The 26,311-nt window shown below is 64.1% G+C and carries 29 protein-coding genes and 1 pseudogene; 16 read left to right on the top strand and 14 right to left on the bottom strand.

Annotation, left to right across the window (positions count from 1 at the left end; translation table 11 throughout):
• Positions 1–5: 5 nt before the first annotated feature.
• The 7 genes from ACSQ3Z_RS21465 to ACSQ3Z_RS21495 all read right to left on the bottom strand — a co-directional run bounded on the left by ACSQ3Z_RS21465 (position 6) and on the right by ACSQ3Z_RS21495 (position 8,128).
• Positions 6–1,184 (bottom strand): serine hydrolase domain-containing protein, encoded by a 1,179-nt coding sequence (locus ACSQ3Z_RS21465; RefSeq protein ID WP_436173276.1) that lies wholly within the window; start codon positions 1,182–1,184, stop codon positions 6–8.
• A 33-nt stretch (positions 1,185–1,217) separates the two neighbouring features.
• Positions 1,218–2,414: a serine hydrolase domain-containing protein gene (locus tag ACSQ3Z_RS21470; RefSeq protein ID WP_436173277.1), complete on the bottom strand. Its 1,197-nt coding sequence runs from the start codon at positions 2,412–2,414 to the stop codon at positions 1,218–1,220.
• 61 nt (positions 2,415–2,475) lie between these two features.
• Entirely contained in the window at positions 2,476–3,510 is a 1,035-nt protein-coding gene (locus ACSQ3Z_RS21475; RefSeq protein ID WP_436173278.1) for an extracellular solute-binding protein, read from the bottom strand.
• Positions 3,511–3,532: 22 nt separating this feature from the next.
• On the bottom strand, positions 3,533–4,333 hold the full coding sequence (locus ACSQ3Z_RS21480; protein WP_436173279.1) for an ABC transporter permease: 801 nt from the start codon (positions 4,331–4,333) through the stop codon (positions 3,533–3,535).
• Positions 4,326–5,246 carry an ABC transporter permease gene (locus tag ACSQ3Z_RS21485; protein ID WP_436173280.1) on the bottom strand — a complete coding sequence of 307 codons (921 nt, stop codon included), beginning with the start codon at positions 5,244–5,246 and terminating at the stop codon, positions 4,326–4,328. The genes ACSQ3Z_RS21480 and ACSQ3Z_RS21485 overlap by 8 nt, the downstream gene beginning before the upstream one ends.
• Positions 5,246–6,340 (bottom strand): ABC transporter ATP-binding protein, encoded by a 1,095-nt coding sequence (locus tag ACSQ3Z_RS21490; protein ID WP_436173281.1) that lies wholly within the window; start codon positions 6,338–6,340, stop codon positions 5,246–5,248. The genes ACSQ3Z_RS21485 and ACSQ3Z_RS21490 overlap by 1 nt, the downstream gene beginning before the upstream one ends.
• A gap of 129 nt (positions 6,341–6,469) precedes the next feature.
• Positions 6,470–8,128 carry an amidohydrolase gene (locus ACSQ3Z_RS21495; protein ID WP_436173282.1) on the bottom strand — a complete coding sequence of 553 codons (1,659 nt, stop codon included), beginning with the start codon at positions 8,126–8,128 and terminating at the stop codon, positions 6,470–6,472.
• Between the two features lie 169 nt (positions 8,129–8,297).
• Between ACSQ3Z_RS21495 and ACSQ3Z_RS21500 the strand changes: the two genes are divergently transcribed.
• Positions 8,298–9,329, top strand: a complete 1,032-nt coding sequence (locus ACSQ3Z_RS21500) for a histone deacetylase family protein (RefSeq protein ID WP_436173283.1) — start codon at positions 8,298–8,300, stop codon at positions 9,327–9,329.
• A 39-nt stretch (positions 9,330–9,368) separates the two neighbouring features.
• Here ACSQ3Z_RS21500 and ACSQ3Z_RS21505 read toward each other — a convergent pair.
• Positions 9,369–10,240, bottom strand: a pseudogene (locus ACSQ3Z_RS21505) (TMEM43 family protein).
• Between the two features lie 27 nt (positions 10,241–10,267).
• Between ACSQ3Z_RS21505 and ACSQ3Z_RS21510 the strand changes: the two are divergent.
• From ACSQ3Z_RS21510 to ACSQ3Z_RS21520, 3 genes are all read left to right on the top strand, one after another.
• Positions 10,268–10,552 carry a hypothetical protein gene (locus ACSQ3Z_RS21510; protein ID WP_436173989.1) on the top strand — a complete coding sequence of 95 codons (285 nt, stop codon included), beginning with the start codon at positions 10,268–10,270 and terminating at the stop codon, positions 10,550–10,552.
• A gap of 459 nt (positions 10,553–11,011) precedes the next feature.
• Positions 11,012–11,716, top strand: a complete 705-nt coding sequence (locus ACSQ3Z_RS21515; protein WP_436173284.1) for a helix-turn-helix transcriptional regulator — start codon at positions 11,012–11,014, stop codon at positions 11,714–11,716.
• The gene (locus ACSQ3Z_RS21520) at positions 11,713–12,483 is read left to right on the top strand and encodes a response regulator transcription factor (RefSeq protein WP_436173285.1); all 771 of its coding nucleotides are present in this window, start codon (positions 11,713–11,715) and stop codon (positions 12,481–12,483) included. Before ACSQ3Z_RS21515 ends, ACSQ3Z_RS21520 begins: the two co-directional genes overlap by 4 nt.
• Positions 12,484–12,600: 117 nt before the next feature.
• On the opposite strand, the gene ACSQ3Z_RS21525 is transcribed toward ACSQ3Z_RS21520, so the two are convergent.
• From ACSQ3Z_RS21525 to motA, 6 genes are read right to left on the bottom strand one after another with little or no spacing between them, the layout of a single operon-like run.
• Positions 12,601–13,035, bottom strand: a complete 435-nt coding sequence (locus tag ACSQ3Z_RS21525; protein ID WP_120014923.1) for a hypothetical protein — start codon at positions 13,033–13,035, stop codon at positions 12,601–12,603.
• A complete protein-coding gene (gene flhB / locus ACSQ3Z_RS21530; RefSeq protein WP_436173286.1) occupies positions 13,032–14,114 on the bottom strand; it encodes a flagellar biosynthesis protein FlhB in 1,083 nt (360 codons plus the stop codon). Before flhB ends, ACSQ3Z_RS21525 begins: the two co-directional genes overlap by 4 nt.
• 24 nt (positions 14,115–14,138) lie before the next feature.
• Complete coding sequence (locus ACSQ3Z_RS21535; RefSeq protein ID WP_436173287.1) at positions 14,139–15,152, bottom strand: flagellar motor switch protein FliG; 1,014 nt, start codon at positions 15,150–15,152, stop codon at positions 14,139–14,141.
• Positions 15,153–15,182: 30 nt separating this feature from the next.
• Positions 15,183–15,569, bottom strand: a complete 387-nt coding sequence (gene fliN, locus ACSQ3Z_RS21540) for a flagellar motor switch protein FliN (protein WP_436173288.1) — start codon at positions 15,567–15,569, stop codon at positions 15,183–15,185.
• A gap of 34 nt (positions 15,570–15,603) precedes the next feature.
• Positions 15,604–16,536, bottom strand: coding sequence for a FliM/FliN family flagellar motor switch protein (locus ACSQ3Z_RS21545; RefSeq protein ID WP_436173289.1), 933 nt, complete (start codon positions 16,534–16,536; stop codon positions 15,604–15,606).
• Positions 16,537–16,567: 31 nt separating this feature from the next.
• Positions 16,568–17,443 (bottom strand): flagellar motor stator protein MotA, encoded by an 876-nt coding sequence (gene motA / locus ACSQ3Z_RS21550; protein ID WP_436173290.1) that lies wholly within the window; start codon positions 17,441–17,443, stop codon positions 16,568–16,570.
• Between the two features lie 176 nt (positions 17,444–17,619).
• Between motA and ACSQ3Z_RS21555 the strand changes: the two genes are divergently transcribed.
• From ACSQ3Z_RS21555 to flgH, 12 genes are all read left to right on the top strand, one after another.
• On the top strand, positions 17,620–18,396 hold the full coding sequence (locus ACSQ3Z_RS21555) for a DUF1217 domain-containing protein (protein ID WP_436173291.1): 777 nt from the start codon (positions 17,620–17,622) through the stop codon (positions 18,394–18,396).
• Positions 18,397–18,403: 7 nt separating this feature from the next.
• Entirely contained in the window at positions 18,404–19,126 is a 723-nt protein-coding gene (gene flgF, locus ACSQ3Z_RS21560) for a flagellar basal-body rod protein FlgF (RefSeq protein WP_436173292.1), read from the top strand.
• A 4-nt stretch (positions 19,127–19,130) separates the two neighbouring features.
• Positions 19,131–20,552: a flagellar protein export ATPase FliI gene (gene fliI, locus ACSQ3Z_RS21565; protein ID WP_436173293.1), complete on the top strand. Its 1,422-nt coding sequence runs from the start codon at positions 19,131–19,133 to the stop codon at positions 20,550–20,552.
• The gene (locus ACSQ3Z_RS21570) at positions 20,533–21,201 is read left to right on the top strand and encodes a hypothetical protein (RefSeq protein ID WP_436173294.1); all 669 of its coding nucleotides are present in this window, start codon (positions 20,533–20,535) and stop codon (positions 21,199–21,201) included. The genes fliI and ACSQ3Z_RS21570 overlap by 20 nt, the downstream gene beginning before the upstream one ends.
• Positions 21,202–21,296: 95 nt before the next feature.
• On the top strand, positions 21,297–21,677 hold the full coding sequence (gene flgB / locus ACSQ3Z_RS21575) for a flagellar basal body rod protein FlgB (protein ID WP_436173295.1): 381 nt from the start codon (positions 21,297–21,299) through the stop codon (positions 21,675–21,677).
• 1 nt (position 21,678) lies between these two features.
• Entirely contained in the window at positions 21,679–22,095 is a 417-nt protein-coding gene (gene flgC, locus ACSQ3Z_RS21580; RefSeq protein WP_436173296.1) for a flagellar basal body rod protein FlgC, read from the top strand.
• The gene (locus ACSQ3Z_RS21585; protein ID WP_436173297.1) at positions 22,095–22,430 is read left to right on the top strand and encodes a flagellar hook-basal body complex protein FliE; all 336 of its coding nucleotides are present in this window, start codon (positions 22,095–22,097) and stop codon (positions 22,428–22,430) included. The genes flgC and ACSQ3Z_RS21585 overlap by 1 nt, the downstream gene beginning before the upstream one ends.
• Before the next feature lie 9 nt (positions 22,431–22,439).
• Positions 22,440–23,228 (top strand): flagellar basal-body rod protein FlgG, encoded by a 789-nt coding sequence (gene flgG, locus ACSQ3Z_RS21590; RefSeq protein ID WP_006204090.1) that lies wholly within the window; start codon positions 22,440–22,442, stop codon positions 23,226–23,228.
• A 6-nt stretch (positions 23,229–23,234) separates the two neighbouring features.
• A complete protein-coding gene (gene flgA / locus ACSQ3Z_RS21595) occupies positions 23,235–23,759 on the top strand; it encodes a flagellar basal body P-ring formation chaperone FlgA (protein WP_436173298.1) in 525 nt (174 codons plus the stop codon).
• The gene (locus ACSQ3Z_RS21600; protein WP_436173299.1) at positions 23,756–24,997 is read left to right on the top strand and encodes a flagellar basal body P-ring protein FlgI; all 1,242 of its coding nucleotides are present in this window, start codon (positions 23,756–23,758) and stop codon (positions 24,995–24,997) included. Before flgA ends, ACSQ3Z_RS21600 begins: the two co-directional genes overlap by 4 nt.
• A 9-nt stretch (positions 24,998–25,006) precedes the next feature.
• The gene (locus ACSQ3Z_RS21605) at positions 25,007–25,588 is read left to right on the top strand and encodes a MotE family protein (protein WP_436173300.1); all 582 of its coding nucleotides are present in this window, start codon (positions 25,007–25,009) and stop codon (positions 25,586–25,588) included.
• Positions 25,585–26,289 (top strand): flagellar basal body L-ring protein FlgH, encoded by a 705-nt coding sequence (gene flgH / locus ACSQ3Z_RS21610; protein WP_436173301.1) that lies wholly within the window; start codon positions 25,585–25,587, stop codon positions 26,287–26,289. The genes ACSQ3Z_RS21605 and flgH overlap by 4 nt, the downstream gene beginning before the upstream one ends.
• The last annotated feature ends 22 nt before the right edge of the window (positions 26,290–26,311 follow it).

Below are 26,311 nucleotides of genomic sequence, written 5' to 3' on the forward strand. Positions count from 1 at the left end.
TCTGGTCAGACCATCCGGCTCAGCGCCTCGAAAAAGGCGACGGCCTCGACATCGAGCTGGTCGTCGACCGGCACCGGCTGCGACGACATCTTTGCGATCACCACTTCTGCCTTGGGATTGACGTACAGCCACTGGCCATGGATGCCGATGCCGCAGAAGGCGCCGCTTTGCGCCCCCGTCTGGTACCATTTGTTGCGGTAGCGCCCTTCGGGAAACAGGAAGGCCATTGTGCCGCGCCGCCAGGCTTCGGAACTGCCGCCTGTTTCGACCGTGTCGCGTACCCAGGCCTCCGGCACGATGCGGCGGCCACTGGCCGTGCCGCCTTGCCGCATCATCTCGCCGACACGCGCCAGATCGCGCGGCGTCACCGAAATACCACCGGCAGTGCGCGCCGTGCCTTCCATGTCGACCGTAATCGAAGCTTCGCTCGCCGCACCGAGCGGCAGCCACAATTTCTCGCGCAGCAGATCGGTCAGTCGCTGGCCGGAGGCGCGCTCGACCAGCATGCCGAGCAGGTCGGAATTGGGCGAGCGATAGCGGAATGTCTGGCCATGTGGTTCGGCCAGCCGCTGCAGCGTCAGGATGAATTCGCGCAGGCTTTCCGTGCCGCCGCCCGGGTTCCACAGCGTGGCGCGGCGATAGCGGGCAAAGGCGCTTTCCGGATCGAGATAGGCCTCTTCGAAGTCGAGGCTGACGCTCATGTCGAGCACGTGCCGTGCGCTCGCATCGCCATAGGCCGAGCCCTTGGCTTCCGGAATGTAGCTGATGACAGGTGCTTCCGGGTCGAACACCCCCTCGCCTTCCAATATGCCGGCGAGAATGGCGGTGAACGATTTGCTGATCGAGAAGATGATGTGGCGTCCGCCGAAATCCATATGCGGCGCGAACCAGTCGCCAACGATCGAACCGGCCTTCATGATCGTCAGCGCGTCGGTGTCGGAACGCGCGAGGAAGGCCGCCACCGTTTCCGGCCCATTCGCCAGGCTGACTTTTTCGCCAAGCAAGCTTCCGAGTTCTTGCCGAGGCGGCTCTGTGCCGCCTGACGCCGCGACAGGCGCGCTTGGCACCAACTCGCCGACATTCTGGAACGACCAGCGGTTGAACGGGTTTTCGCGCCAGTTGGAAAGCAGCACCGCACTGCGGGCAAAGCCATATCTGGTCTCGAACGCGGTCTTGCCGGTCATGGCATTTCCTTCCGGATCTTTATTCCTGGAGATTCAGGCCAGCGCCGCGGAGATGGCGTGCACGGCCTTCAGCGTCGCCACCGAATAGGCGATGTTGGTGAAATCCGGATAGGTCGAAAGCTTCACCACCACCATCCTCGTGTCCCAGTCGATGTGGATCATCTGCCCGAAAACACCCCGGCACATCAGCGCGCGCGAGCGCGGATCCTCGATCCAGAACTGGTTGCGATAACTGCCTTCCGGCAGGCTGGGATTGAAATCCGGCGCATGCTTGCCATTGCGCGTCGCCTCGATCCAGTCGGCCGGCACCACGCCGCCGCCATTGTCGAGGATCAGCTGGCCGAAGCGGCCATAGTCGCGCAGCGTCGCATTGAAGCCACCATCGGCCACCGCATAGCCGACACTGTCGACGGTGAAGCAGGCGCTCTCGTCCGCGCCGAGCTTTTGCCAGAGTTCTTCGGAAACCAGCTGCGGCAGCCGCTTGCCGGTCACCCGCTCCATCATGAAGGCGAGCACGTCGGTCTCGATCGAGCGGTACTCGAAGGCCTCGCCGTGCGGTCGGGTTTTCTCCTTCAGTCCCAGGATCAGCTCGAACATATGCGACGGCCATTGGAACGCCGGGTCGCTGTCCGGCGGCACCGGCTTCCAGCCGGTGGCGACATCGACCTGGCCGATCTCGGAATAGGGATCGGTGTATTCCTCCGAAAAACGCACGCCTGTGGTCATGTCGAGCACATGCTGCACACTGGCGCCGGCCCAGCCGGTCCCGCTCAGTTCCGGAAGGTAGCTGGTCACGGGCGCCGCCGGGTCGATCAGCCCGCGCCCGACCAGTATGCCGAACACCGAAGCAGTGACCGACTTTGCCATCGACTGCGACAGATGCAGCGTGCGCTCGTCCATGCCGTTGAAATAGCGCTCATAGGCTATTCTGCCGTCCTTGAGCACGAGGAAGCCGTCCGTATAGGTCTCGTCGAGCAGCCCGGCTAGTGTCGTTGCCGAGCCTGTGCTGTCCTCCACCGGCAGCGCGTCGAGATCGACCTCGGCCAGTTCGAGCCGGCGGCGATGGCCGTGCCCGCGCCAGACCTCGGCGGTCGGCAGGAATTCGCGGATGTGCTGGAATGCCCAGCGGTTCCAAGGCCCCCTGTCCCAATCGAGCCGCGGCGGCACCATGGCTGGCGGCGAGCCCTGCATGATCGGCGGCCGAGGATCGGAGTTGCGGTACGATGTCATGAGGTGCGTCCATGAAAAACGGACCCGACGGCATTTGCCGCCGGGCCCCTTCGCGATGCTATCACTTCTGCAGTTCGGTCCAGATCTTGGTATAGAGTTCCTGGACCTCTGGCGGGCACATCAGCTGCAGCTCGGCATGCGGCTTGTCGGCCTCCGGAATGACCACTTCCGGCGCATCCTTCATGTCGGCCGGCATGTATTTATCGGAGCCGGTGATGGCATTGGCATAGCGGTGGAAAGCCGACAGGCCGGCGGCGTTCTCAGGATCCATGATGAAGTTCTGGAACAGCTTGGCGTTTTCGACATTCTTGGCTTCCTTGAGAACGACCAGATTGTCGCTCCACAGGCCATAGCCTTCCTTTGGATAGAAGTAGTGGATGGCGGGGTTCGCCAGCCGCTGCCGCAGCGCCGAGCCATTCCAGTCGCTGGTCGCCTTGAAATCGCCGGCGCCCATCTTCTCGATGGTATTGTATTCCATGGCGATCCAGTTCGGCTTAGCCGCGACAAGCAGGTCGCGCACCTTCTTCAGCACTTCCTTGTCGTCGGTGCACTGCTGCCCGCCGACATATTTGGTGGCGGCGAACATCACGTCGCCCATCTCGGGAACGACATTGACCTTGCCCTTGAGTTCGTCCGGCGTGTTGAAGATGATGCCCCAGGTGTCGGCCGGCCCCTTGTACACGTCGGTGTTGACGACAACGCCGACGGTGCCGAGCGCCCACGGCACCGAATATTTGCGGCCCGGGTCGAATTCGGGATTGGCCCACTCCGGCGCCACGTTCTTGAAATTCTCCATCTTGCCCGGATCCGTTTCCTGGACGAGGCCTTCCTTGATCCAGATCGGAACATAAGTCTGCGAAGGCACCGCAATATCGAAGCCGGTGCCGCCCTGGCGCACCTTGGCCAGCGCCGTGTCGTTCGAATCGTAGTCGGTGATGGTCACCTTGACGTTGTACTTGGCTTCGAACTTCTTGATCACGTCGGGGCTGGTGTAGTTGCCCCAATTGTAGATGTTCAGTTCGCCGTCGGCGAAAGCGCCGCTTGTAGAAGCGAGCAGCGCCAACCCAATGGCGGTCGCCGTGGTCTTCCAGTTCATGGTCCAACTCCCATTTGTAGGTTCAGTCCCGTTTCCTGCTGATCAAGAAAAACAACGTCACGATGGCGACCGACAACAGCAGGAACACGGTCGAAATCGCGTTGATCTCAGGGGTTATTCCCCGGCGTATCTGGCCGAGCATATAAGTCGGCAACGTATCCTGGCCGCCCGATTTGACGAACTCGGTGATGACGACATCGTCGAGCGAGATGACGAAAGCCAGCATCAGTCCAGCCAGGATGCCGGGCCAGAGCAGCGGCAATGTGATGCGCCGAAAGGTCCGCCACGGCGTGGCGTAGAGATCGGCGGCGGCGCGCTCCAGGGTCAGGTCCATGTTTTCCAGCCGCGCCCGGATCGGCAGATAGGCGAACGGGATGCAGAAAGCCGTGTGCGCGGCAATCAGGTAACCGAGACCGGAATAGCCGGTGAATATCTTTATGCGCGAGAAGAAGATCAACAACGCCACGCCGGTAACGATCTCAGGCACCATCAATGGCTGATTGATCGCCGCATATTTGAACGTCAGGCCTGGATAGGCCGCCGTGCGCGTCGTTGCGAGCGCCGCCATGGTTGCGGCGATGGTCGCAAGAACTGCCGCGACGGCTCCGATCTGGAACGACCGCAGCGTGGCATCGATCACCTGCGTATTCTGCCATGCCGATTGGAACCACCTAAGCGAGAGCCCGCCCCATTCGGATGTCGATGTCGCAGCGTTGAAGGCATAGACGATCAGCACGACGATCGGCAGATAGAGCACGACGAAACAGGTCGCGGCGATGGCGGTGAACCCCGGCTGATGCTTGATGGAGAAGCTGCTAGCCATGGCGCACCCCCGACTGTCCGGCATTGCGCACATAGGCAAGCAGCGCCACCATGACGATGATCATGACGGTGATCGACAGCGCCGAGCCAAGCGGCCAGTTGCGGCCCTGGCCGAATTGCAATTCGATCAGGTTGGACAGCATCATGTTCTTGCCGCCACCAAGCACGCTCGGCGTCACATAGGCGCCGATCGCCGGTATGAAGACGAGGATGGAACCTGCGATCACGCCCGGTTTGACGAGCGGAAAGATGATGCGACGCAGCACCTGGAATCGATTGGCATAGAGGTCGTAGCCCGCCTCGACCAATCGGAAATCAAGTTTCTCCATGCTGGCATAGACCGGCAGCACCATCAGCGGCAGATAGACATAGGCCATACCGACAAGGATCGCGGTATCGGTGTAGAGAATCTGGATCGGCGCCGAGATGATGCCTAGCTTGAGCAGTACCGTATTGATGATGCCCTCGTTGCGGATGATCTGCAGCACTGCGAAGGTGCGGATGAGAAGGTTGGTCCAGAACGGTATGGTGATCAGGAACAACCAGAGATCGCGCGTCTTTTCGCTGCGCGTCGCCATGAAATAGGCCGTCGGGAAACCAAGCGCCAAAGTCGCGACAGTGGTCACCATCGCCAACTTGATGGAGCGCCAGAAAATGGTGACGTGGGCGGCGGCGATCGAAAGCGTGTCGTCGAAGATGTCGCGTTCCATGAACACCGACACCCAGGCCTCCGGTGAGAATTGCCATTTCACATCGCCATAGGGGCCGGGCGTCAGGAATGAATAGACAAGCACGATCAGCAACGGGCCGGTCGCGGCCAGCAGGATGATGATGAGCGCCGGCGCCGACAACAGCCAGCGCGCGCGGACGTCGCGGCGTTCCGCTTGCCTGGCAACTTCCTCCGCGCTGGCCATCAGTCCCTCAGCACTTGCGCGGCATCGTTGCCGATCGAGATGCCAACCTTGTCGCCGCGCTCGAAGCCGCAGCCGGCGCTGCGGGTGTTCTGTTGGCGCACGGTAAAGGGCTCGCCGCTGTCCAACTGCACATGGATGTGCGTGTCGGTGCCGAAATAGACGATGTTCTCGACCGTCCCCGATAGGTCGCTCTTGCTGTTGGTCAGCTTGGCATGTTCCGGCCGGACGACAACGGTAGCGTTGTCCTTCGGCTGGAAGCCTTCGGCCACGGTGGCATCGATCGTGGTGCCGGACCTGAGCGTCGCTCGCGCTTTGCCGTTGCCCATGCCGGTGATGGCCGCGGTCAAGAAGTTGGTCTCGCCGATGAAGTCGGCGACGAAGCGTTCCGCCGGTTTGTCGTAGATGTCCCACGGCGTGCCGACCTGCAGGATCTTGCCCGACGACATCACCGCGATGCGGTCCGACATGGTCAGCGCTTCTTCCTGGTCGTGGGTGACGAAGATGAAGGTGATGCCGGTCTCGTGCTGCAGCCGCTTCAACTCGATCTGCATTTCCTTGCGCAGCTTGTAGTCGAGCGCGGACAAAGGCTCGTCGAGCAGCAGCACTTTCGGCTGCGGTGCAAGAGCGCGGGCCAGCGCCACGCGCTGCTGCTGGCCACCGGAGATCTGGCTGGTGCGGCGGCCGGCAAGCGCCTCCATCTTGACCAGCTTCAGCATCTGGGCGACGCGCGCCTCGATCTCGGCCTTCGGCTTGCCCAGCATTTCCAGGCCGAAACCGATATTCTGCGCCACCGTCATGTGCGGGAACAGCGCATAGGACTGGAACACCGTGTTGACCGGCCGCTTGAACGGCGGCAGCGGCGCGATGTCCTCGCCATAGAGCAGGATCTCGCCTTCGCTCGGAAAGTCGAAGCCGGCGATCAGCCTCAGAAGCGTCGTCTTTCCGCAGCCGGACGGCCCAAGCAGCGTGAAGAACTCGTTTTCGCGGATGGAGACGGAGACGGTGTCCAGCGCTGCGACTTGCGCCTCTCCGGTGCCGAACACCTTGCGGACGCCACGCACCTCGATTGCATTCTTACCCGGTTGTTCCGGCACGATTACCCCATTGAGAGAAGCCTGCTCTTGGCGGCAGATTTTGTTCCTGTTCGATTGTCATCACATGCCGGTCGGCTTGGCAACTGCGCTGCTGAACCTCGATTCAGAAATGCAATTCCCATGCCACCGTCATGCTTGATAAGTCACTTTGCCGCCGCAAATCGTCGTCACCGGCCGCACCGTGTGCAGCGCCTCCGGCGCCGTGCTCTCGATATCGGCTGACAGCACCACGAGATCTGCCATGTAGCCCGGCTTCAGGTGGCCCTTGCGATGTTCCATGAACTCGGAATAGGCCCCTTCCACTGTGTAGCCGGCAATCGATTCCTGCAGCGAGAAGCTCTGGTCCGGCAGGCCCTCTGCCCAAGGTTTGCGCATCACCGCCGCCTGGATGCCCAGGATCGGATCAACCGGCGAAACCGGCCAGTCGGACGCGAACACGACACGCGCACCGGCGTTCTTCAGCGTCCGCCAGGCATAGCTCAGCGGCCACTTCTCGCGACCGATGCGCGAAAGCGTCGGCTCCAGCGGGAAGTTCATGGCGCCGGGCGGATGCGGCGGCTGCATCGAAGCGATGACGCCGAGTTCGGCAAACCGTGGCACGTCCGAGGGGGTGGTGACCTCGATGTGCTCGACCCGGTGACGGCTGTCGCGCCTGCCGTTCTTCTTCTGCGCCGCCTCATAGCCGTCGAGCACTGCCCGCACCGCGCCGTCGCCGATCGAATGCACGGCGATCTGCAGGCCGCGTCGATCAGCCTCCACCGCCACTTGCGCGAAATGCTCCGGCGTGAACAGCGGCTCGCCGCGCCAGCCCGGCCGGTCGGCATAATCGTCGACCATCACGGCGGTCCATGAATCGAGCACGCCGTCATAGAAGACTTTGACCATGCCGGACGACAGCCATTCGGATTTGTAGGCCGCCGCCATGCGCGACGCTTTTTCCAGCATGTCCAGTGTCATGAAATTCTTGAAGTGGAACGGGACCTTGGTGCGGCAAAGCAACCGCCCTTCAGCTTCGAGACCTGCAAGCAGCTCGAGTTGGTAAAGGTTACCGTCCATGTTCTGGATCGACGTGATGCCGTGCTGGGCGCACCACTGAAGTCCACGGTGCATCAGGTCGCGGTCGGAAACGAGTTCTTCAGCGGATGGATAGGGCTCCGGCTCGCCACCCGTAAGACCGAGCCGCGTGCGGTTCTGCCCGAAGTGTTCCAGGATCGGCCCGAATGCCTCGCCTTCGCGCAACTCGCCGGCGGCAAGCCCGTCGGCACCCATAACGATCTCGTTGCCCGGACCTAATTGCCTGCCGTGCAGGATGCCCGCCTGCTCCAGCGCCTTGGTGTTCGCCCACATCGTATGATGGTCGGAAGCCGACATGGCGAAGGGCCGATCCGGGATGATGCGGTCGAGATGATGGCGGGTGACCGGCTCGGACAGGATGGCGTAGTCCACCCCGGCGCCGAGCAGCAGTTTGGCGTTCGGTCGCGCCGCCGCATAGGGGCGGATCGCGTCGCGCAAGGCATCGAAGCCATGCACGCCTGCGAGATGAAGATTGTCGAGTTCGGCCGCGCCGCCGAAAAGATGCATATGCGCTTCGATGAAGCCGGGCAGGACGGAGCCGCCGCCGGCATCGATGATGCGGGTGCCGGGGCCTTTGTGCGCCAGAACCGTGACGCGATCTGCGATCGCAATGATATTGCCGCCTTTGATGGCGATCGCCTCGGCGCGGGGAGTATCGGGATCCATCGTCAATATGCTGGCATTCTCGACGATAAGATCGGCCGATGGCGGCATAATTTACTCCCGTTTGAGCTTAGGCTAGCAGAGAATTGGCGTCTGGCAAGCCGTCTCCTCTCTCGCGAAACAACCTTCCGGAAAGCCCCTTGGCGGCGCGGAAACTCTCTGCCACAAAGGGGTCAGTCAGCGGCATCTGCGCAACTCGAACAGCGAGCCAACACCCAAAATGAAGACAGTTTTCTCCCCTCTCCACGCCGGCCATGCCGGGCAGATGGAATTGGTGACGGCGGCGATCGTGCCGGGTTTCGAGAAGCCTTCGCGGGCGGAGTTCATCAGGGCACGGGTCGAAAGCGAGAAGCTGGGCCCGATCATCGGACTGGTCGAACACGACCTCGCCGCCGCCAAGCGCATCCACAGGCAGGACTATATCGACTTCCTGCCGACGGTCTGGCCGCAATGGACGGCCGCCGGCTTCAAGGGCTCGGCCATGGCCTTCACCTGGCCGACACGCGGCCTGCGCGGCGACGTGCCGCCGCAGCGCATCGATGCCTTGCTGGGCTACTATTCGTTCGACGCCGGCGCCACCTTCGTCGAAGGCACCTGGGCCGCGATCAAGTCCTCCTACGACGTCGCGCTGACGGCAGCCGCCCTGGTCAAGGCTGGCGAACGATCCGCCTTCGCGCTCTGCCGCCCGCCCGGCCATCACGCCGGTGCTGCCTTCATGGGCGGCTATTGCTACATCAACAACGCCGCCGTCGCAGCGCAATGGTTCCTCGACCAGGGCGCGAGCCGCGTCTCGATCCTCGATGTCGACTACCACCACGGCAACGGCACGCAGGAAATCTTCTACGACCGCGCCGACGTGCAAGTGATGAACCTGCACGGCGACCCGATGACCGAATATCCGTTCTTCCTCGGCCATGCCGACGAGCGCGGCGCGGGCGATGGCGAAGGCTTCAACCTCAACTACCCGATGCCCTTCGGCACCGGCTGGGACGCCTGGAACGCCTCGCTGGAGGACGCCTGCACCAAGCTCGCCGCCTATGCGCCCGATGTCGTCGTCGTGTCGCTCGGCGTCGACACCTTCGAGAAGGATCCGATCAGCCAGTTCAAGCTGAAAAGCGCCGACTATCCCAAGATCGGCCGCCGCATCGCCGGGCTCGGCCTGCCGACGCTGTTCGTCATGGAAGGCGGCTATGCCGTCGAGGAGATCGGCATCAACGCCGTCGGCGTGCTGACCGGCTTCGAGGATCGGTAACAGCCAAGACCGGGCGGCGACCCCGCCCGGCTTTCGCGATCAGGTCGGGGCGCCAACGCCTGGCGCGGCTGCCGGAGCGGCCGGTCTGCGCGACCGGCCGAGATAGTAGACCGCCGCCGCCGCGATGAGGCCTGCCGCCAGGATGCCTGCCGCCAGCAGCGGCCGGTACCAGAACCAGGCGATGGCGATCGTCGTCGTGCCAACCAGGATCGCCAGGAAGAAGGCAATGATGCCGGTGCCCATCCGCGCGATGCTGCCGAGGAACGGAATGACGTCGAGAATGACACCGATCGGGCCAAGCAGCAGGGCGAAGCCGATCGTCAGCAACAGCAGACCGGCGGCACGCAACAGCCAGGTAATCAAAGTGTTTTCCGAGACCGCGTCGGCGAACATCCTTGCCGCGGGGACGTCGCCGGTATCGACCATCAGCAACTGGTCGCCGGCCACCGTCTGGTAGGGTTCGAACTGGCTGCCGGTCTGGCGCGCGACGATGCTGACCACACCGAGCGGCGCCAGATCATAGCCGATGCGATAGTCGCCCAGCGCCGGCGATGTCGCATCGGAGCCGAGGTAGATCCCGCCGTCGACGATGGCGATGGGCTTTGTCCCGGTATAGGCAGCCTTGATCGCGGCCGCCTGGCTGGACGACAGCGCAAATTCCTTGTCGCCTTCGATGCGATCGAGCACCGGCGTGTCGAGCGTGAAGGCGCCGAGCTTGCCGTCCGGAATCTGGAAGGTCCTGCTGTGGATAGCATCGACGGATTCTGATGGCCGTCCGGCTTCTTGAAATCCGACGAGTCGATCTGGCTGTCGTCCCACACCCTGGAATAGCTGTAGGTCGTCACCGTCTCCTCGCCGCCGCCGAGCTTCTTCGTCGTCTCCGACTTCTGCTCTTCCTTCCATTGATACATCTCGACGCTGCGCGACAGGCGCAGCCCTTGCGCCGCAATGCCGAACTCCGCATCGGCGAGGCCGCTGTCTGCCGTCACCGGTCCGGTGACATGCACGAGCTTGCCGTCATTGCCGGCATCGACACTGTCGGCGCTGACCGAGACGACGGCGCCCGATCCCTCGGCCAGCGAGCGGGCCGTCTGGACGGCGCGGCGCTCGTTCCAGAACAGACCGATGACCATCAGCACGATCAAGAGCAGGCCGAAGACCACCCCGCCGACCGCGCGCTTGATCCGCCCGAACCACGAAACGGATGTCACTTCCCGAAATGAATCGCTCATTGTTGCCCACAAAGTCGCCGGCAATGGACGCCCATCCATTGCCGCTCCTGCGAATCTTACCGGAATCAGGCGCGCGCCGATATGGCGGGCTCGCACCGGCCCCTGCTTTTCCCGTCGAAAATCCGGCAGAAGGCAGCATGAAACGGCCGCTGAGTCGCGATCTCAGTCCATCGGATTCGATTTTGTCAAATCGCGTTTGATGTCGGATTCATCTGCGGGTAGATTAGACCCGAATCAGCCGGTCCTTGGGGGGCGCGGCGACCAACCCAAAGTCTCAAGTACCGGCATCGTCCGGCACCAGACGCGGACGGCTTCGCGTTCCCTGAATGGATTCGGCCTGGTTGGGCGCTGACCGCGCCCAGAGTGTGTCTTCGTCAAAGTGATGCGTATTCGGGTTCGGCCGCTGGCAAAGCACCGGGCACATGGATCGATTCCGGCCAAAGCATAAAAATGGGCAGTCCCGCCGCGCTTCTCCAATCCGAACCATCGCGCCTGACGTCTCGCGGCGATCTCACCAGCTTTTTCATGCAGCTTGCCGCCGAGATCGGCGCCGACAGCTACATGCTGGTCGCCATCGTCCACGACCAGGACCGCAACGACGCACGCATCGTCTCCTCAAACTGGATTTTCGACGCCATCGAGCTCATCGGCAAACGGCTGATTGGCGGCCTCGCCCAGGGCCCGCTGACGGCCGCACCCGGCAACCGCCCGAGACCGCTGGTGGCCGCCCAGGCGCCCGACGCCGGCGCCCTGCTGAGCGGTGAGGAGGCCCGCCTGCTCGACGTGCTCGGCCATGCCGAGATCTATTCGCTCAGGCTGAACGTCGGCCGCCAGCGCCTGTTCGCGCTGTTTTCGGCCGCCGAGCCGGGCAAGATCGACCAGCCGGCGCTGATGAAGGCCCAGTTGAAGTGCTGCTACGCGCTCTCCACCATCCCGCAGCTGATCGCCGCCGCCGCCATGCAGGATCCGCTGTCCGATCGAGAGCGTGAATGCCTGTTCTGGGTGTCCGAGGGCAAGACGACGGATGAGGTCGCGCTCATCCTTGGCGTCTCGTCGAACACCGTCAACAGCTACATCACCCATGCCATTCAGAAATTCGCGGCCAGCAACCGCGCGATGGCCATCGCGACGGCGATCAGGAGCGGCATCATTTGAAACACGCACTTGTCAAGGAAGCGGCCGAAGCCCTTTTCAACGAGCAGCGCAACCCGTTCGGCGCCTTCTCGCTCGGTTCCGAAACCCATCACGCCGTCACCATCCCGGATGCCGTGCGCCGCTGCCGCTGGATCGCCGTCGACATCAACGCCTCGGCCTTCGGCCTGTTCTTCGTCAGTCCTTCGGCCGAGCGGGCACGCCTCGTCCCCTGCTTCGATTCCGACTATCCCAGCACGGCGGTGGCGACGAAGTTCATCTCTGGCGCCAATGGCGAGGACATGGTGCGCCACACCCGCATTTCGACGGCGCCGCGCTGGTGGGCTGACGACGGCATCGCCAGCTCGCAAGAAACCTTCAAGGATCTTGCCTGGTCGGAACGGACAACACCTTTGGCGCCAGGCACCAATGGCATTGCCTTCCCCGTCCATGCCGATCGCGGCCAGTGCGGGCTGGTCGTGTTCCTGGGGTCGGAAATCGCCTTGCCGCAAGACACGCTCTACGAAATCCATGCGCGCAGCTTCACGCTGTTTGCCGCGGTCGCCCGCATGCGCCCGAGCGACGCCGGCAGGATGCGGGCGATCTCCAAGCGCGAACTCGAATGCCTGAAGCTGACCGCCAACGGCAACACCAGCGAAGAGATCGCAAAGCTGCTGAAGCTGTCGGTGCACACCGCCAACCAGTATCTGACCCAGTCGACGCAGAAGCTCAACGCCGTCAACCGCAACCAGGCGGTGGCCAAGGCGCTGCGGCTGGGGTTGATCGAATAGGCCTGGAAATTCGCCCTCGGAAATGACCGAAGGTGGCGCGGCGGCGTCGCGGCAACATCAACAAGCGCGCGGCGCATGAAGCGACCCGACGTGCTGCCCACCAACAAGTGCCTGATCTCAGAAGGCGAGCGGCTCGGTCCTGCGGATGCGCGCCTGGTCGATCACCGCCTCCAGCAAGGCGGTGTTATGCTCGGGGTTTTCGCCGGGCTTTTCGAACGACACGTAGTTGACCGCCACCGACGATTTGTCTTCGCTAAGCGTCAGCTGGAAATAGACAGTGACGCCGGGCGGCCTGAGCTCCAGATCGAGCACGATGCGCGGACTGCCGCTCCAGTCGACATGCGCCTCGCCGCCATGGCCAAGCCTGAGGGTGCCGGCCATGAAGAAAAGCTCGGCGGCCGAATCCACCAGGTCCGACAGGCAGGCGAAATGTTCCAGCCGGATGAAGGCGATGTAGTCGGCGACATCGATCAGCCTGAGTTCGGCGATAACCTGCTCGATGGCGCTGGCGACGATGATCTCGCGGGATTTTGCGTAAGGTTGCCGGTTCATGAGGTCAGTCTGCGCTCTGCCTTTTTCGAGTAGACGATCCGCACCAGCTCGGCGACGGCCTGATAGAATTGCGACGGGATCACGCTATCAACCGAAACTTGCTTGTACATGGAGCGGGCAAGCGCCACGTCCTCGAAGATCGGGATATTGTTCTCCCTGGCGATCTCGCGGATCTTGAGCGCCACAAGGTCCTGGCCCTTGGCCAGCACCAACGGCGCCGCATCCTCGTCGCGAACATATTTCAGCGCGATCGAGAAGTGGGTCGGATTGGCAATGATCAGCGTGGCGCGCGGCACCGCCGTCATCATCCGCTTGCGGGCGCGGTCGCGCGCCAGCGATCTGAGCCGCGACTTGACGATCGGATCGCCTTCCGCCTGCTTCATCTCGTCCTTGACCTCCTGCTTGCTCATGCGCAGGTCGCGCCGCCAATGGAAGCGTGACCAGACCAGGTCGACCGTCGCAATCAATCCCATGACGAAGACGATCGCCACCAGGATGTCGATGACGATGCCCCTGATGACGAGACCGAACGCGACCGGGTTGGTGATCATCCCGGCGAGCAGCTTGCGATGGTCCTCCGACAGCGTGAAGAAAAGCACGACGACGGCAAAGCCAAGCTTGCCCAGCGATTTCAGGAACTCGACGAAGCCCTGGGCGCCGAACAGCCGGCTCCAACCCTTGGCGATCGAAATGCGCGACAGTTGCGGCCTGACCCGCTCGCCGACGAATTGCGGCATGTTCTGGAACACCGAGGCGCCGACGCCGGCCACCACCAGCAGCACCAGCAGGCTGACGACGGCGCGGCCGATCTCGAACATGACGGTCTTGTAGAGCGCGATGACATCGGTCTCGGTGTCCATCGGCCAGGCTTCCGGCTTTTCCAGGAACATCGACAGGAACATGCCGAGATCGACGATGGCGTCCTTGGCGTAGAAGACGGTGAACACCAGTATGGCGACGAAGGACGTGAAGAGGGCGGTTTCGCGCGAATGGGGCAGCTTGCCCTGTTCGACCGTGTCGCGGATCTTCTTTTCTGTGGCTTCCTCGGTTTTCGAGTCCTTGTCGACCGCCTCAGCCATCTTGGACTAGCCGGCCCGTTGCCATCAGGCTGCAGCGTTCTGCGTCGAGGGCAGTTCGAAAGCCCCCTCGCGCGACAGACGGATCGTCGCCACCGCAATCGTCTTGCGGGCAGTCATGATGTCGGCAAGGGCGATGCCTTCCGAGCCCTGCCCGAGTTCGGATTCGATCATGCGCCGCGAGCGTGCGCCGATCGCCGACAGCACCGATTCGGTCAGCGCCGGCGGCGCGCCGCGCAGCGCCAGCGTGACCAGTTCTGTCGACAACCCGTCGAACAGAAGCACGCGTGCCTTCTGGGTGAGCAACGGCAGGTCGTCGAAGGCGAACAGCCGCGACCTGACGCCGTCGAGGTCGGGTGTGCCGGCCTCCTCCAGATCCTGCATGACCTCTTCGAGCTGCGGCTTGTCCATTTCGTTGAGCACGCTGGCGACCCGCGCCTGCCCGGCCGAAATGTCCTTGGTCGCGGCTTGCGACAGCAAGCTCGAGCGCAACTGGCTTTCGACGATCTTCGCGGCCGCGTCCGGAATGGTCGCCATCGTCACCATGCGCTTGATGATCTCGCCGCGCATCGGCTTTGCCATGGTCAACAGCACGTTCGCCGCCGCTTGCGGGGCAAGCTTCGACAGCACCATCGCCGCGGTCTGCGCGTGCTCGCTGGCGAGGAAGATCCCGAGCCGCGCCGGCTCGAGCTTCTCCAGATCGGGCCAGATCGGCTGCGGCCGTTCCGGCGCCACCTCGAATTTCTTGTCGCCCATGATGGCGCTCATTTCTTCCGGCGACAGCGATTCATTGAGGATGGTGTCCATCCTGTCGGCGGAATCGAGCAGCCCCGCGCCTTCGGTGAACTCGGCCTCGAATTCGGCGACGATGCGTTCGAGGTCGCTCTGCGGAATCGTGCGCAGCAGCCGCGCCCCCTCGATCAGCGCCTTCAATTCCTCCTGCTTGAAGAATTTCAGCAGCCGGCTGGCCGAGGGCTTGCCCATTGCCACCAGTATGGCGGCGGCCTTCTGCGGGCGCGTCAGCGTGGTAAGCGTCGTCATGCTGTCTGTCCCTGCGGCACGCCGGTTGTCCTATGCGCTCTTCGTGGCCGCGATGATTTCGGTCAGCCTGATGCCGAAGCGCGACGGGTCGCTTTCGAGCACCGTGATCTCGCCGCGCGCGATCTTGCGGCCGTTGACCACCACGTCGACCGGTTCGCCGATGCGGCGGTTGAGCGCCACCGTCGAGCCCTTCTGCAGCGCCATCAGCTCGGACACCGGCATTTCGGTGCTGCCAAGGATGATCTGCACATCGACCGGGATGCTCATGATGACGTTCGAATTGGCGCCCGACGCCGTGCGGAACGCAACGTCCGGGCGCTTCTCCTCTTCCTGGAGAACGCCGCGCAGTTCCTCGATGGCACGGTCGAGTTGCTCGTCCGGCTGGTCGAGTTCGGCTTCCACCTTGGTCTTGGCCATTGATCGTCTCCCAAAAAACTCGAGCCTGCCGGCGTCAGCCCGGCATCAGCCCATCGATGAAGTCCTGCCCGGCATCGTAGGGATGGCGGACGCGGACGGTGTAATTCTGGCCGAGCTTGCCGAACTCGCAAACGAACAGCGTCTTGTCGCGCGCGCTGAGCCGCGCCTGCGATTGCGCGGTCTCCTCGAATTCGATGATCTGCCCCACCTCGAAGCCGGCGAGGTCGCCAAGCGTCAGCCGCGCGAGCGGCATGGTCGCTTCCAGCGTCACTGTCGAGCGCATCACCTCTTCCGAGAAACGCGCCCGCCAGTCGGACCCCGTCTGGTCGTCATTGGCACCGGCCGCACCGCCACGGGTCCCAAGCAGGATGCGTTGCGGGATCATCACCGTGACCGTGCCGCTATCGGTCGGCGTCGAGATGCCGAAGACCATGCGAACCGCCGCTCCGTCGCGCAGCACGCGCCGCTTGGCTTCCAGCCCGGACATTGCGCGCTGTACCGGCAGCCGCAGGTCGAGCGAGCGCTTGCCCGATCCGTTCAAGGCCTGCGCCACCTCCTGGAACACCGTCGTCGCCACATCGGTTTCGATCTGCGACAGCTCACGCTCGATCGGCGAAACCGGCTGGTCCGGATCACCCCCGAACAGCGCACAGACCATCACCGCGATGGCAGGCGCGTCGATCACCAGCGTCATGGCGTCGGAGGACGTCGGCGAAGTAACGATGGTCATGGCGAATGTATCGCCGGCATACGCGCGCGCATCGGGAACGCGGCTTACCTCGACCGCGCGCAGGTCGACGGCGACTTGAGCGCCAAGCTCACCGGCAAGGCTTTTCTGCAGCAGCGGCACGGCGCGCTCGGCCATCCCGCGCCCGGCGCCGATGACTTGGGCGGCCTCGCCGCTGTCGCCGACCAGACGTTCGATGATCAGGGAACGGGTCTCGGACGGACTGCCTGGACTGGTCATGACGGCGAACGGCCTCTGTCGCTGCGCATGCTCAGGCCGCTTTCTTCTCGGCCGTGCCGGTGTTCATCGTGCTCTGCTCGACGGCGTCGATCGTCGGCCGCTCGTAGGACGAGATGGTCTTGCGCCCGAACTCGATCGCGACCTGCGGCAGGGCGCCGTTCATATAGGCCAGCAAGGTCTGCTTGACGATGATGTAGAGCCGGTTCCGCTTCTCGCGCACGGTCTTGATCTTGGTGGCGACCGGCCCGACCAGGGCATAGGATAGGAAGATGCCGAGGAAGGTTCCGACAAGCGCCGCGCCGATCAGGCCGCCGAGGATCTCCGGCGACTGGTCGAGCGCGCCCATCGCCTTGACCACGCCGAGCACGGCGGCCACGATGCCAAGCGCAGGCAGGCCGTCACCCACCGCCACCAGGGCATGATAGGCCTTCATCTTGTCGGCCTTGATGGTATGGATCTCCTCGTCCATCAGCGCCTCGATCTCATGCGAGCGCGCATTGCCGATGATGATGATGCGGCAGTAGTCGCAGATGAAATGCGTCAGGTCATGGTTGTGCAGCACCGTCGGGAATGCCTGGAAGATCGCGGATTCCTCCGGATTGTCGATATGCGCCTCGACCTCGCTGCGTGACTTGGACCGTAGCTCGCGCATCAGGCTGTGCAGTACGCCGAGCGTTTCGAGATAGTCCCGCTCCTTCGGCACCGCCTGCTTGAAGGCTTCGATAATGCCTTTGCCGGTATCCTTGACGGTCTTCATCGGGTTGGCCACGAGGAAGGTGCCAAGTGCCGCACCGCCGATGATCACCGCTTCCCATGGCTGCATCAGCACATGAAGATGGCCGCCCATGGCCATGAAGCCGCCAAGAACGCAGCCGAGCGTCACCACCAGTCCAATCAGAATGCCCACGCAAGATCCTTCCGCATGTCGCTTCAGGATCAACGGATAATCCCCGTGCCTTGTGTGAGGCTTGAATCCCTAATGTTGCGAAGTACGAGTGTCGCAAGACCTGTCCCCCCACCGATTCAGCTTCGCGCAAGGAAGTGAGGCTATTGTCCTGACATAGCTTCGGCCGGAGGCGCAGCGTGTTGAACACTTATACGAGCTACCAGCTCATCACCAAGGACATCACCAAGTCACTCGACCAGGTCGAGGCACAGCCTGTCGTGAAGCGCGACACCGACTATTACCTAGCCAACATCGCCAACGTCAAAACCATCGACGATTTCGTCAAGGATACCCGCCTGTTCACCTATGCCATGAAGGCATACGGCCTGGGCGACATGGCCTACGCCAAGGCCTTCATGGTCAAGGCGCTGGAGGGAGGCGTCTCGGACGAGGACAGCTTCGCCAACAAGCTGACCGACAAGCGCTACGCCGAATTCGTCAAGGCGTTCAATTTCGTCGCCTATGGCGAGACCGCCACGCTGTTCCCCGCCGCCCAGCAGGGCACGGTCGACAAATACATGCGCCAGACGCTGGAGGAAAATGCCGGCGAGACCAATGAAGGCGTGCGGCTGGCACTGTACTTCGACCGTAAGGCGTCCAGCATCACCAACTGGTACGACGTGCTTGCCGATACCGCGCTCGCCAGCGTGGTCCGCACAGCGCTTGGCCTGCCCGATTCCTTCGCCTCCGCCGACATCGACAAACAGGCGCAGGCGTTCGAGCAGAAGCTCGACATCGCAGATTTCACCGACCCCGAAAAACTGAGCAAGTTCCTCACCCGCTTCACCAGCATGTGGGAGATCAACAACCCGACCTCGACGGCGCAGACATCGGTCAGCGTGCTCTTTGCCCAGCCGACCACGGTCGGCATATCGACCGATCTGATGATGGCCATGCAGAAACTGAGGTTCTGAGAACACCATGCAGGACAGCCTCTACGTAGCCCTGTCGTCGCAGATCGCGCTCGAGCGCCGCCTCGACACCATCGCCGACAACGTCGCCAACGCCTCGACGATCGGCTTTCGCGCCACCGGCGTGAAATTCGAGGACGTCGTCTCCGGCACTGGGCCGAAGTCCGTCTCTTTCGCCTCTTCCGGCAACACCTATCTTTCCAATGCGCACGGCTCGATGACTGAGACCGGCAACCCTTTTGACTTTGCCATCCAGGGCGACGCCTGGTTCGCCATCGAGACGCCCGTCGGCACGGTGATGACGCGCGACGGCCGCTTCTCGATGAACGATGCCGGCGAACTGATGTCGATCGAGGGCCATCCGGTGCTCGACAGCGGCGGCGCGCCGATCCAGCTCGACCCGCGCAACGGCCCACCCAAGGCCGGTGCCGACGGCTCACTGCGCCAGGGCGATCAGCTCGTCGGCGCCATCGGTCTCTACGATTTCGACCCCGGACAGAACTTTGTCCGCTACGGCAATTCGGGCATCGTTCCGGCGCGCACGCCGGAGCCGGTCACAGACCGATCCGATGTTGGTGTCGCGCAAGGGTTCCTCGAGGAATCCAACGTCAATCCGGTGCTGGAAATGACCCGACTGATCATGGTCCAGCGCGCCTTCGAGAACACCGCGGCGCTGATACGCCAGGCCGATGCGACCACCGACGACGCGATCAAGACGCTCGGCTCCAAGTAGCGGCATGTCGACCGGCCTTCCCTCGATACGCACCCTCGAAAAGCAGCCCGACACCGCGCCGCAGGACCGGCTGGCGGCGCTGGAGCATATCTGGCGCCGGTTCGATGACCCGGATGCGGTGTTGCGACGCGGCGGCCGCGTCGCCGAAATCTCGCCGACCCACTACAAGGTGCGCGGCCTGTCGGGCATCGCCAGGCTGGGCGACGTCGTCGAGCAGCGCGGCCATGCCGGCACGCGCCGTGGCGAGATCGTCAAGATCGGTCGCGACGAGGTCGTCGTGGCGCCTTTCGAACGCAGCGCCGATGCCGGCATCGGCGACGCCGTGTTCCGGCGCGGCCCGCTGACGGTGACGCCACACGCCTCGTGGCGCGGACGTGCCATCGACGCGCTGACCCGCGTCATCGATGGCGGTCCACCGCTGGTGAGATCGGGCATCGCCGTGGGTGAAGGCACGACGACACCGGGCGCCATGGCCAGGCAGCGCGTCGGCACCGCTTTCATGACCGGCGTGCGGGTCATCGACATCTTCACCCCGCTCTGCTTCGGCCAGCGCCTCGGCGTCTTTGCCGGTTCGGGCGTCGGCAAGTCGACGCTGCTGGCCATGCTCGCCGGCGCCGATGCCTTCGATACGGTCGTCGTGGCGCTCATCGGCGAACGCGGCCGTGAGGTGCGCGAATTCCTCGAGGACACGATCGGCGCCGAAAGCATGGCCAAGACCGTGGCCGTCGTCGCCACCAGCGACGAGAGCGCGATGATGCGCCGACGTGCGCCCGACACCGCCATGCGCGTCGCCGAGCATTTTCGCGACCAGGGCCACCGCGTGCTTCTGGTGCTGGATTCGATCACCCGCTTCGCCCATGCGCTGCGCGAGGTGGCGACGGGGACCGGCGAGCCGCCGGTCGCGCGCGGCTACCCGGCCTCGGTTTTCACCGATCTGCCCAAATTGCTCGAGCGGGCAGGACCCGGCGCCGAGGGCCCAGGGGTCAAAGGCAAGGGGTCGATCACCGCCATCATCTCGGTGCTGGTCGACGGCGACGACCACAACGACCCGGTCGCCGATTCGGTGCGCGGCATCCTCGACGGCCATGTCGTGCTCGACCGCGCGATCGCCGAGCAGGGCCGCTACCCGCCGGTCAATCCGCTGTCGTCGATCTCGCGCCTGGCCGACAAGGCATGGAGCCCCGAGCAGCGCATGCTGGTGACCCGGCTGAAGTCGATGATCTCGCGCTTCGAGGACACGCGCGACATTCGTCTGCTCGGCGCCTATCAGGGCGGCGCCGATGCCGAACTCGACATCGCCGTGCGCCAGGTGCCGCTGATCTACGAGGCGCTGACGCAATCGCCGAGGGACCGCGCGTCGGCGGATCCGTTCGCCGACCTCGCCCGCCATCTGAAGGGGAAGCAGAATGGCGACACCGGAGACTGAGCTCCAGCAGACCGAGCGCATCCTGCGCGAAATGATCGCCGAGGCGAAGGCCGCCGAGGCGGTGGAAACCAGCCGCGACTCGCTCATCGACGGGCTGTTTCCGCGCACCGAATGGCCACAGCCGCCAAGGGTGGAATTTCCAAGGCTGGGAAAGAAGCCCAACCGGCGCAGCGATTTCGTCGTCGCAGCCCTTGGCATCACGCTCGGCCTGATCTGCGCGCTGTTTCCATGGTACATCTTCTTCAACCAGGAACAGTTCGGCGTGCAGGCGATCAAGTTCGGTGGCAGCGGCACCAATGTGGGCCGTGTGAGCGGCGGCTCGCAGCTGGAAAATCGAGGTGCGCCGCTGACGGCCAAGGATGTCCCCCCCGATGTCGACCTGTTCGCCACCGGCACATTGCCTGATCGGCCCGAGGATCCCGACCAGGCGCCGGGTCTCGACCGGCAGCCCTTCCCGTCCGACGCGGCGAAATTCCGCATGGTGCACGTCGCCAACGGCCGCGCCATGATCGAGGACGATGCCGGCCTGTGGATCGTCCAGCGCGGCTCGATGCTGCCGGATTCCAGCCGCGTCTCGTCGATCGAGCAGCGCGGCGGCAAATGGGTCATGGTCACCAGCACCGACCAGGTGATCGAACTCTCCAAATAGCCGCGGCAGGGCCGCGCCGTGTCGGCGCCCGGCTCAGCGCAAGGTCCGCGCAAGACTGGCGGCCTAGTCTTGTGCGTACCCGCCCGGAGATTCCCATGGAGCCCGTCAACCTTTTCGATCTTGCCACCAAGCAGTCGCAGTGGCTGGCCGTGCGCCAGTCCGCCATTGCCTCCAACATCGCCAACGCCAACACGCCGGGCTACACCGCCGGCGATGTCGAACCCTTCGAAAAGGTCCTCGACCGCACGGCGGTGTCGCTGCAGGCCACCCAGGCCGGCCACCTCGGCACCGAGGCGACCAATGCCGGCTTCACCATCAAGCCGGAGGAAACCACCGGGTCGATCATGCCGTCGAAGAACACGGTGGTGCTGGAAGACGAGTTGATGAAGGCCGGTGAAGTCCGCCGCTCCTTCGAGCTGAACACCGGGATCGTCAAGGCTTTCCATTCCATGATGATGATGGCGGTGAAGAGCTGATATGGATGCGCTGACCGCAGCCCTCAAAGTCGCCGCATCCGGCCTCGGCGCCCAGTCGGAGCGTCTGCGTGTGGTCTCGGAAAACCTCGCCAACGCCCAGTCGACGGGCACGACGCCAGGCGCCGATCCCTATCGCCGCAAGACCATCAGCTTTGCCTCCGAGCTCGACCGCTCATCCGGCGGTTCGCTCGTCGAGGTCAACTCGATCGCCCGCGATCCCTCTGACTTTCCCATCGAATTCCAGCCCGGCAACGAAGCCGCCGACGACAAGGGCTACGTCAAGATGCCCAACGTCAACGTGCTGATCGAAATGGCCGACATGAGCGAAGCCAACCGCTCCTATGAGGCCAATCTTCAGGTCATCAAGCAGGCGCGCGACCTGATTTCCATGACCATCGACCTGATGAGGAACCAGTAATGATCAGCGGCATCGGCAACATCGGCGCAGTTCAGCTCAAACCGGTGACCGAAGGCGCCGAAGGGGCGATGGGGCTGTTCCAGGGCATCGTGGCGCCGCAGGCCGCGGAGAATGTCGGCACGTCCTTTGCCGAGGCGCTGAGCCAGGCTGCATCGAAGACCGTCAACACCCTGCAGAATGCCGAGCAGGTATCGATCAAGGCGCTCAGCGGCGACGCCGATACGCGCCAGGTCGTCGACGCCGTCATGAGCGCCCAGCAGGCCCTGCAGACGGCGGTCGCGATCCGCGACAAGGTCGTCTCGGCCTACCTCGAAGTCAGCCGTATGGGCATTTAGGAGCGCATCATGAAAGCACTCGCCATCGCCGCCACCGGCATGAACGCCCAGCAGACCAATCTGGAAGTCATCGCCAACAACATCGCCAACATCAACACCACCGGCTACAAGCGCGCGCGGGCCGAATTCTCCGACCTGCTCTATCAGGTCGACCGCACGCAGGGCGTGCCCAACCGCGCCAACACCTCGCTGGTACCGGAAGGCGTCTCGATCGGTCTCGGCGTCAAGACGACGGCCGTGCGCAACGTCCACACCCAGGGCGAGCTGACCAGCACCGGCAACAGCTTCGACATGGCGCTGACCGGCAGGGGCTGGTTCCAGATCGAGGGCGCCGACGGCGGCACGCTCTACAGCCGCGCCGGCGCCTTCAACACCAACGCCACCGGCCAGCTGGTGACCGTCGACGGCGCCAATGTCGTCCCCGCCATCACCGTGCCTGCCGACGCGGTCGAGGTCATCGTCAACAAGACGGGCCAGGTCTTCGCCCGCATCGATGGCCAGACCGATCTCCAGCTTCTCGGCCAGCTGCAGCTCGCCAACTTCGCCAATGAAGCGGGTCTCGCGCCGCTCGGCGACAATCTGTTCCAGGAGACGGCGGCTTCGGGCCCGGCCAATGTCGGCGTGCCCGGCGACCCGGGCTTCGCCACGGTCGAGCAAGGCTATCTCGAGGCGTCCAATGTCGACCCGGTCAAGGAAATCACCGAACTGATCTCGGCGCAGCGCGCCTATGAGATGAACTCCAAGGTCATCCAGGCCGCCGACGACATGGCCTCGGTGGTGTCCAAGAACATCAGGTAACGGATAATGGCCTCGCCGACCTCCCGCTCCGCACTCCGCCGCACCGCGCTGATCCTGGCGTTGGTGGCCGGCGGCGTGCCGGCTGTTGCCCAGGAGACGGCCAACCAGTCGGCCAATCAGATCGCCAGCAATCAGACCGTCAGCGACGTGGTGCTGATCCCCAATCGGGTCATCTATCCGGGCGAGACGGTCGAGCTCGGCGCCCTGAAGCAGGTGACGCTGCTGCCGGGCAAGCACCAGCCCGATGCCGTCGCCACACGGGCCGAGGAACTCCAGGGCAAGGTCGCCAAGCGCACGCTGCTGCCCGGCCGCTACATTCCCACCGCCGCCATCCGCGACGCCTGGCTGGTCGAGCAGGGCGCTGCGGTGCAGATCTATTTCACCGCCGGCGGGCTGACCATCTCGGCTTCTGGCGTCACCTTGCAGCCAGGTGCTGCCGGCGACCTCGTCAAGGTCCGCAACGTCGACAGCGGCAAGATCATTTCCGGTACGGTGATGGCCAACGGGACCATCAGGGTCAGCGCCACATGACTCGCGGACTTGCCTTTCTGCTGGCGGCCGCTCTCGGCCTGCAGCCGGCACTGGCCGACGGGCTGAGCCCCAAGGCCAAGCGCGACCTCGCCGCCAGGAACGGCGGCGCCTTCAACGATCCGGAATACGACCCCGCCACCACCAGCCGCATGTTCCGGGTGTCGAACGGGCCGAGCTCGCTGCCACCGGGTCAGGTGGCGTCACGCATCAAGGACATCGCCCAACTGCAGAGCGCGCGTGACAACCAGCTTGTCGGCTACGGCCTGGTCATCGGTCTTGCCGGGTCGGGCGACAGCCTGCGCAATTCGCCTTTCACCGAACAGTCGATCCGCGCCATGCTGGAAAACCTCGGCATCGCCACCGAGGGCGGCAGCGCCCGCGCCAAGAACGTCGCCGCCGTCATCGTCACCGCCAACATGCCGGCCTTCGTCCAGTCGGGGGCCCGGATCGACATCGACGTCTCCTCGATGGGCGACGCCACATCGCTGGCCGGCGGCACGCTGATCATGACGCCGCTGAAGGCCGCGGACGGCGAGATCTATGCCGTCGGACAGGGATCCGTCATTGTTTCGGGCTTCACCGCCCAAGGCCAGGCCGAGCAGCTGACGCAAGGCGTGCCTACCGCCGGACGGGTGCCGAACGGCGCCATCGTCGAGCGTTCGGTGCAGGCCGAGTTCGACGACCAGGCGGTGCTCACCCTGCAGCTGCGTAATCCCGATTTCTCGACCGCCATTCGCATCGCCGACGCGATCAACGACTACACCGCGCAGCGGTTCGGCATGCGCGTGGCCGCCGAACGCGACGCCCGCACCGTGCAGATCAGAAGGCCGAAGAACGTTTCGGCGGCGCGCTTCTACGCCGAGATCGAAAATCTGGTCGTCGAATCGGACACACCGGCCCGTGTCGTCATCGACGAGCGCACCGGCACCATCGTCATCGGCAACGACGTCAAGATCTCGCGGGTCGCCATCAGCCACGGCACGCTCACAGTGCGCATCACCGAGGCGCCAAGGGTCGTTCAGCCCGAGCCCTTCTCCAAGGGCGAGACCGCGGTCGAGCCCTTCACCGCCATCGAGGCCACCAGGCCCGACGCGCGCGTCGCCGTGCTCGACGGGCCCAACCTCGAAACACTCGTTTCCGGCCTCAACCGTCTCGGCGTCAAGCCCGACGGCATCATTGCCATCCTGCAAGGCATCAAGTCGGCCGGCGCCCTGCAGGCCGACCTGGTTCTCCAATAGGCCATGCCGATGACCGATCCTTTCTCCGCGAAACCGAACCCGCGCACCGCCGCGCCGGCGCTGACCGTTTGCGCTCTCGTGGCTGTGCTTTTCGCCGGCGGCCCGGCCCGCACCGAGGAGGCCGTGCGCCAGGTGCTGCCCGGCGGGCAAGCGCCGGTAGCGCCGCAGCAACTGGCCAAGGAGAAGGCGCCGGACGAAAGCGAGATCCAGCGCTTCTGCTCCAACATCGCCGACGCCGCGCGCGACCGCCGCTATGCGCTGCAGGCGCAGGAACTGAAAGAGCTGCAAGCCGGCATCGACCAGCGCATGAAGGCGCTGGAGGAAAAACGCGCCGAATACGAGCAATGGCTGAAGCGGCGCGAAGTGTTCCTGGCGCGCGCCGAGGACGGCGTCGTCAAGATCTATGCTGGCATGAAGCCCGACGCCGCGGCCGAACGCCTGGCGATGGTCAATGTCGACCTCGCCGCCGCCATCCTGATGAAACTCGATTCGCGCAAGGCCGGCGTCATCCTCAACGAAATGGACCAGAAGGCGGCGGCAGCGCTTACCGGCATCATGGCCAGCGCCGCGCGAAGGGTAGATCCGTCATGATCCGCAGAACGCTCATCCTGCTCGGCGTCGCCGTGCTGTCCGCCTGCGGCACCGACCTCAAGGAGGTCGGCAGGGAACCGGCGCTGTCACCGGTCGGCTCCGGCATCACAGGCAGCGTCAACGCCCCCTACAGCTATCCTGAAGCACCGCCGGCGCCAGTGAAGAAATTCTCGCTGTGGGACGATCGCCAGAGCCGGCTGTTCACCGATCCGCGCGCGCTGCGCGAGGGCGACATCCTGACCGTCAACATCAAGCTCAACGACAAGGCCAACTTCAAGAACCAGAACGACAGGAGCCGCACCGCAGCGCGCAAGCTCGGCTATGACGTCACGCTCGGATGGGAAGGCAACAGCACAAGCGGCAAAGGCGATGCCGGCCTGAGCTCCAGCACCGAAACCAACGCAGACGGCGAAATCAAGCGTTCGGAAAACCTCGAGCTGAACGTCGCCGCCATCGTCACCGAAGTCCTGCCCAACGGCAATCTGATGATCAGGGGCTCGCAGGAAGTGCGTGTCAACTACGAGCTCAGGGTGCTGACCATCGCCGGCATGGTGCGTCCGTCCGACATCGGCGCCGAGAACACCATCCCCTACGAACGCATCGCCGAGGCGCGCATCTCCTATGGCGGCCGCGGCCGCGTCAGCGAGGTCCAGCAGCCGGCTTACGGCCAGCAGATCCTCGATCAAGTCCTGCCCTTCTAGGACGGGCCGGTAGCGGAAACCA

The organism is Mesorhizobium sp. LjNodule214 (genome assembly GCF_964252735.1).
GTDB lineage: Bacteria > Pseudomonadota > Alphaproteobacteria > Rhizobiales > Rhizobiaceae > Mesorhizobium.

Coding starts and splice junctions, on each gene's coding strand:
- ACSQ3Z_RS21480 (WP_436173279.1), bottom strand. CDS start 4,333: ATGGCTAGCAGCTTCTCCATCAAGCATCAGCCGGGGTTCACCGCCATC.
- ACSQ3Z_RS21545 (WP_436173289.1), bottom strand. CDS start 16,536: ATGACCAGTCCAGGCAGTCCGTCCGAGACCCGTTCCCTGATCATCGAA.
- flgF (WP_436173292.1), top strand. CDS start 18,404: ATGCAGGACAGCCTCTACGTAGCCCTGTCGTCGCAGATCGCGCTCGAG.
- flgC (WP_436173296.1), top strand. CDS start 21,679: ATGGATGCGCTGACCGCAGCCCTCAAAGTCGCCGCATCCGGCCTCGGC.
- flhB (WP_436173286.1), bottom strand. CDS start 14,114: ATGGCTGAGGCGGTCGACAAGGACTCGAAAACCGAGGAAGCCACAGAA.
- ACSQ3Z_RS21485 (WP_436173280.1), bottom strand. CDS start 5,246: ATGGCCAGCGCGGAGGAAGTTGCCAGGCAAGCGGAACGCCGCGACGTC.
- ACSQ3Z_RS21525 (WP_120014923.1), bottom strand. CDS start 13,035: ATGAACCGGCAACCTTACGCAAAATCCCGCGAGATCATCGTCGCCAGC.
- ACSQ3Z_RS21605 (WP_436173300.1), top strand. CDS start 25,007: ATGACCGATCCTTTCTCCGCGAAACCGAACCCGCGCACCGCCGCGCCG.
- ACSQ3Z_RS21475 (WP_436173278.1), bottom strand. CDS start 3,510: ATGAACTGGAAGACCACGGCGACCGCCATTGGGTTGGCGCTGCTCGCT.
- ACSQ3Z_RS21585 (WP_436173297.1), top strand. CDS start 22,095: ATGATCAGCGGCATCGGCAACATCGGCGCAGTTCAGCTCAAACCGGTG.
- flgA (WP_436173298.1), top strand. CDS start 23,235: ATGGCCTCGCCGACCTCCCGCTCCGCACTCCGCCGCACCGCGCTGATC.
- flgG (WP_006204090.1), top strand. CDS start 22,440: ATGAAAGCACTCGCCATCGCCGCCACCGGCATGAACGCCCAGCAGACC.
- ACSQ3Z_RS21570 (WP_436173294.1), top strand. CDS start 20,533: ATGGCGACACCGGAGACTGAGCTCCAGCAGACCGAGCGCATCCTGCGC.
- ACSQ3Z_RS21515 (WP_436173284.1), top strand. CDS start 11,012: ATGGGCAGTCCCGCCGCGCTTCTCCAATCCGAACCATCGCGCCTGACG.
- ACSQ3Z_RS21535 (WP_436173287.1), bottom strand. CDS start 15,152: ATGACGACGCTTACCACGCTGACGCGCCCGCAGAAGGCCGCCGCCATA.
- ACSQ3Z_RS21600 (WP_436173299.1), top strand. CDS start 23,756: ATGACTCGCGGACTTGCCTTTCTGCTGGCGGCCGCTCTCGGCCTGCAG.
- ACSQ3Z_RS21495 (WP_436173282.1), bottom strand. CDS start 8,128: ATGCCGCCATCGGCCGATCTTATCGTCGAGAATGCCAGCATATTGACG.
- fliI (WP_436173293.1), top strand. CDS start 19,131: ATGTCGACCGGCCTTCCCTCGATACGCACCCTCGAAAAGCAGCCCGAC.
- flgB (WP_436173295.1), top strand. CDS start 21,297: ATGGAGCCCGTCAACCTTTTCGATCTTGCCACCAAGCAGTCGCAGTGG.
- ACSQ3Z_RS21470 (WP_436173277.1), bottom strand. CDS start 2,414: ATGACATCGTACCGCAACTCCGATCCTCGGCCGCCGATCATGCAGGGC.
- ACSQ3Z_RS21465 (WP_436173276.1), bottom strand. CDS start 1,184: ATGACCGGCAAGACCGCGTTCGAGACCAGATATGGCTTTGCCCGCAGT.
- ACSQ3Z_RS21500 (WP_436173283.1), top strand. CDS start 8,298: ATGAAGACAGTTTTCTCCCCTCTCCACGCCGGCCATGCCGGGCAGATG.
- fliN (WP_436173288.1), bottom strand. CDS start 15,569: ATGGCCAAGACCAAGGTGGAAGCCGAACTCGACCAGCCGGACGAGCAA.
- flgH (WP_436173301.1), top strand. CDS start 25,585: ATGATCCGCAGAACGCTCATCCTGCTCGGCGTCGCCGTGCTGTCCGCC.